The sequence below is a fragment of the Pseudomonas sp. PS02303 genome (genome assembly GCF_029959925.1).
Classification (GTDB): domain Bacteria; phylum Pseudomonadota; class Gammaproteobacteria; order Pseudomonadales; family Pseudomonadaceae; genus Aquipseudomonas; species Aquipseudomonas mandelii.
Genome location: NZ_JASCOM010000347.1, coordinates 1 through 5099, shown reverse-complemented (window position 1 = coordinate 5099; position 5099 = coordinate 1). Strand labels below are relative to the sequence as shown.

Below are 5099 nucleotides of genomic sequence, written 5' to 3'. Positions count from 1 at the left end.
GCCTCGCTCTTACAGGGTCTGCGTTAAACCTGTCGGAGCGAGGCTTGCCCGCGAAGGCGCCAGACCAGACAACCAAGCCTTATCAGGCTGTCTCTGGTCGATAAGCCCGCATAAACAACCCCACCACTTCCCGTACATGTTCCTCGGCCGCATCGCCCGTCACCGGCTCTCCGCAGCCATACAGCAAGCGGAAATTGCCCGCGCCCTTGAGCAGGCAGAAGAAATGCTCGGCCGCATTGCGCGGTTTATTGATGCTCAACGCGCCGCTCTGATCAACCTTGGTCAGCAACCGCTCCATGCCATGCAACATGCGTTGCGGCCCGGCCTCGAAGAAGATCAGTGAGAGTTTCGGGTCCTGGCTGCCCAAGGCCATTATCAGCCGATGCAGGTTCACCGATTCATCGCTGTTGATCAGCTGGTGAAAGCCGCGTGCGATGTTCAGCAGCACCGTTTCTACCGAAATGCCGTCCGGCAACTCGAAAAACAGTGTGGGCAACTGCTCTTCGCACTTGGCGATCACGGCGGCGGAGAACAGCGTCTCCTTGTCGTTGAAATGGCTGTAGACCGTCAACTTCGACACGCCGGCTTCAGCCGCCACGGCATCCATGCTGGTGCTGGCGTAACCATTACTCAGAAACAAAATTTTCGCCGCATCGAGGATGGCCTGGCGCTTGGCCAGATCCTTGGGGCGGCCCGGGCCGTTGGGTGCTGAAAGATTGTTCGACATTCTTCGCTTTAATACTGGACTGGTGAGTTTGCTATTAATAACATACTCGCCAGTATAATTATTCCAAGCACCATTAGCGAAAGGTCCTTCACCATGTTCCGCTATGCCTTGCCCCTCGCGTTGCCAGTGTGTCTGGCGTTTCTATTGTCTGCGTGTGGCCACGAAGAGGCGCCGAAAACCACTGTCCGCCCGGCCATGGTGGTACAGCCAGAGCCTTCGGCCCAGGCAATGGAAAGCTATCCGGGTGAAGTGCGGGCTCGTTATGAGCCGGACCTGGCGTTTCGCATCGGCGGCAAGGTAAGTCGACGACTGGTAGAAGAAGGGCAACGGGTCAAGGCCGATCAGCCTTTGGCCGAACTCGATCCCCAGGACGTGCGCCTGCAACTGGAAGCCACCCGTGCCCAAGTGGCCGCCGCCGAGGCCAATCTGAGCCTGGTGCGCGCCGAGCGTGATCGCTACAAGACGCTGATGGACCGTCAGATGGTCAGCCGTTCGCAGTACGACAACGCCGAAAACCTTTACCGATCCGGTGAAGCACGCCTCAAGCAAATCAAAGCCGAATTCAACGTCTCCACCAATCAGGCCAGCTACGCGGTGCTGCGAGCGCCTCAGGATGGCGTGGTGGCCAAGCGTGCGGTGGAAGTCGGGCAAGTGGTGGCGGCCGGGCAAACCGTGTTCACCCTCGCCACCGATGGCGAGCGTGAAGTGTTGATCAGCTTGCCGGAGCAGAGCTTCGGCCGCTTCAAGGTTGGTCAGCCCGTCTCGGTAGAACTCTGGACCCAGCCCGATCAGCGTTTTGCCGGGCGCATCCGTGAGCTGTCGCCGGCTGCCGATCCAAAGTCCCGCACCTTCGCTGCCCGGATTTCATTCACCGGCGGCAAGGTCCCGGCCGAACTCGGCCAGAGCGCCCGGGTGTTCGTCCAGACAACTGAAGTGATACCGCTGTCCGTACCGCTATCGGCACTGACGGCGGAAAACGGCGCGACCTATGTCTGGGTCGTCAGTGCCAACAATACCTTGAAGAAAACCCCGGTCCGGGTCGGTGCCTTCGGCGAAAAAACCGTCCCGGTGCTCGAAGGCCTGAATGCCGGCGACTGGGTGGTGGCCGCTGGCGTCCATGTTTTGCTTGAAGGGCAGCAAGTGCGCCCGGTGGATCGCTCCAACCGCGTGGTCAATCTGGCGGACAAGGAGTAATCCCCGATGGGTTTCAATCTTTCCGAATGGGCGCTGCGCAATCGCCAGATCGTACTGTTCCTGATGCTCTTGCTGGCTGTCGTCGGCGCGCTTTCCTACACCAAGCTCGGCCAGAGCGAAGACCCGCCGTTCACCTTCAAGGCCATGGTGATCCGCACCAACTGGCCGGGCGCCACGGCGCAGGAAGTCTCGCGCCAGGTCACCGAGCGCATTGAAAAGAAACTGATGGAAACCGGGGAATACGAACGCATCGTGTCGTTCTCCCGTCCGGGCGAATCCCAGGTGACGTTCATTGCTCGTGACTCCCTGCATTCGGTGCAAATACCGGACCTTTGGTATCAGGTTCGCAAAAAGGTCAGTGACATTCGGCATACGTTGCCGCCGGGCATCCAGGGGCCGTTTTTCAACGATGAATTCGGCACCACCTTCGGCAATATCTATGCGCTGACCGGCGAGGGATTTGATTACGCGGTGCTCAAGGATTACGCCGACCGCATTCAGATCCAGCTGCAACGGGTGAAGGATGTGGGCAAGGTCGATCTGCTCGGGCTGCAAGACGAGAAGATCTGGATCGAACTCTCCAACGTCAAGCTTGCCACGCTCGGTCTGCCATTGGCCGCCGTGCAGCAAGCCCTTGAAGAGCAGAACGCGGTGTCCACGGCCGGGTTCTTTGAAACCACCAGTGAGCGATTGCAGCTACGGGTCTCGGGGAATTTTCAGACAGTCGACGAGATCAAGAACTTCCCGATTCGCGTCGGTGATCGCACTTTCCGTATTTCCGATGTGGCGGACGTGCGTCGCGGCTTCAACGATCCACCGGCGCCGCGAATGCGCTTCATGGCGGAAAACGCCATCGGTCTGGCCGTCGCGATGAAGGACGGCGGCGACATTCTGGTGTTGGGCAAGGCGCTGGAGATCGAGTTTGACCGCATCCAGAAAAACCTTCCGGCCGGCATGCAGCTGCGCAAGGTTTCCGATCAGCCCGCAGCGGTGAAAACCGGTGTCGGCGAGTTCGTTCAGGTGTTGGTGGAAGCCCTGGCGATTGTGTTGCTGGTGAGTTTTTTCTCCCTAGGTGTGCGCACCGGCATGGTGGTGGCGCTGGCGATTCCGCTGGTGTTGGCGATGACCTTCGCCTGCATGTATTACCTAGGCATCGGCTTGCACAAGATTTCCCTCGGCGCGTTGGTGCTGGCCTTGGGCTTGTTGGTCGACGACGCAATCATCGCCGTGGAAATGATGGCGATCAAAATGGAGCAGGGCTTCGACCGCATCAAGGCCGCCAGTTACGCCTGGACCAGCACCGCGTTCCCGATGCTTACCGGCACGCTGATTACCGCCGCCGGATTCTTGCCCATAGCCACGGCGCAATCGGGCACTGGGGAATACACGCGCTCAATCTTCCAGGTGGTGACCATCGCGTTGCTGGCTTCGTGGATTGTGGCGGTGGTGTTTGTGCCGTACCTGGGGGAAAAACTCCTGCCGGACCTGGCGAAGATTCATGCCGCCAAACATGGCACGGGTCAGCCCGACCCTTATGGCACGCCGTTCTATCAACGGGTCAGGCGCTTGGTGGAGTGGTGCGTGCGCTGGCGTAAAACTGTCATCGTGCTGACCGTGGTGTTGTTCATCGGCTCGATCGTGCTGTTCCGCTTTGTGCCGCAACAATTCTTCCCGGCCTCGGGTCGACTTGAATTGATGGTCGATCTGAAACTCGCCGAAGGCGCGTCCCTGAGCAACACCGCCGACGAGGTTAAACGCCTTGAAGCCTTGCTGAAGGATCACGCCGGTATCGACAACTACGTGGCCTACGTCGGCACCGGTTCGCCGCGTTTCTATCTGCCGCTGGATCAGCAACTGCCGGCGGCCAGCTTTGCTCAGTTTGTCGTCCTGGCCAAGACCATCGAGGAGCGTGAAACCCTGCGCACCTGGCTGATCGAAACCCTCAACGAACAATTCCCGGCCTTGCGCTCTCGGGTCACACGCCTTGAAAACGGTCCGCCGGTTGGCTATCCGGTGCAGTTCCGGGTGACCGGTGAGCACATCGAGGAAGTCCGCGCATTGGCCCGCAAAGTGGCGGCCAAGGTTCGCGAGAACCCGCACGTGGCGAACGTCCATCTGGACTGGGAAGAACCGAGCAAAGTCGTCTACCTGAACGTCGATCAGGACCGCGCCCGGGCCTTGGGCGTGAGCACGGCGAACCTGTCGAAGTTCCTGCAAAGCTCCCTGACGGGGTCCAGCGTCAGCCAGTACCGCGAAGACAACGAGTTGATCGAGATCCTGCTGCGCGGCACCCTGCATGAGCGCACCGAACTGTCGTTGTTGCCGAGCCTGGCGGTGCCGACCGACAACGGCCGCAGCGTCGCGCTGTCGCAGGTCGCGACGCTGGAATATGGCTTTGAGGAAGGCATCATCTGGCACCGTAATCGCCTGCCGAACGTGACGATTCGCGCCGACATCTACGGCAAGGAACAGCCGGCGACGCTGGTGCAGCAGATCTTGCCGACCCTCGACCCGATCCGCGCCGAATTGCCGGACGGTTACTTGCTGGACGTCGGCGGCACGGTGGAAGACTCGGCCCGTGGCCAGAACTCGGTGAAGGCCGGCGTGCCGCTGTTCATTGTGGTGGTGCTGACCTTGCTGATGCTGCAACTGCGCAGTTTCTCGCGCACGGTGATGGTGTTCCTGACTGCACCGCTGGGTCTGATTGGCGTGACGCTGTTCCTGATGGTGTTTCGTCAGCCGTTCGGTTTTGTCGCGATGCTCGGGACCATCGCACTGTCCGGGATGATCATGCGTAACTCGGTCATTCTGGTGGACCAGATCGAGCAGGACATCGCCGCCGGGCTCAAACCGTGGCAAGCAATCATCGAAGCCACGGTGCGACGCTTCCGACCAATTGTGCTGACCGCGCTCGCGGCGGTACTGGCGATGATTCCGCTGTCTCGCAGCGTATTCTTTGGGCCAATGGCGGTAGCGATCATGGGTGGGTTGATCGTGGCGACCGCGTTGACGCTGCTGTTTTTGCCAGCGTTGTATGCGGCGTGGTTCAGGATCAAGAAAGAGTCGGTGTAATCTCGGCGGCCTTCGGGCCGCCCGCTCTCTTGCTGACGTTCACCGCTCTAAATTGTGGGGGCGGGGCCGCGCGCGGGGGGGGGGGGGGGGGGCCAAAAAATTTGCA

General features: G+C 60.3%; 3 protein-coding genes. 2 read left to right on the top strand and 1 reads right to left on the bottom strand.

The features are described from left to right. Positions 1-82 precede the first annotated feature (82 nt). Entirely contained in the window at positions 83-727 is a 645-nt protein-coding gene (locus QMX98_RS32275; RefSeq protein ID WP_282411954.1) for a TetR/AcrR family transcriptional regulator, read from the bottom strand. A gap of 93 nt (positions 728-820) precedes the next feature. On the opposite strand from QMX98_RS32275, the gene QMX98_RS32270 reads away from it, so the two are divergent. Together QMX98_RS32270 and QMX98_RS32265 are read left to right on the top strand one after the other, a co-directional pair. After that, positions 821-1921 carry an efflux RND transporter periplasmic adaptor subunit gene (locus QMX98_RS32270; RefSeq protein ID WP_282411953.1) on the top strand — a complete coding sequence of 367 codons (1101 nt, stop codon included), beginning with the start codon at positions 821-823 and terminating at the stop codon, positions 1919-1921. Positions 1922-1927: 6 nt separating this feature from the next. Beyond that, entirely contained in the window at positions 1928-4993 is a 3066-nt protein-coding gene (locus QMX98_RS32265) for an efflux RND transporter permease subunit (RefSeq protein WP_010462873.1), read from the top strand. The last annotated feature ends 106 nt before the right edge of the window (positions 4994-5099 follow it).

Bases quoted from the DNA above. Each gene is read 5' to 3' on its own strand.
- QMX98_RS32265 (WP_010462873.1), top strand. From the start codon at position 1,928: ATGGGTTTCAATCTTTCCGAATGGGCGCTGCGCAATCGCCAGATCGTA.
- QMX98_RS32275 (WP_282411954.1), bottom strand. From the start codon at position 727: ATGTCGAACAATCTTTCAGCACCCAACGGCCCGGGCCGCCCCAAGGAT.
- QMX98_RS32270 (WP_282411953.1), top strand. From the start codon at position 821: ATGTTCCGCTATGCCTTGCCCCTCGCGTTGCCAGTGTGTCTGGCGTTT.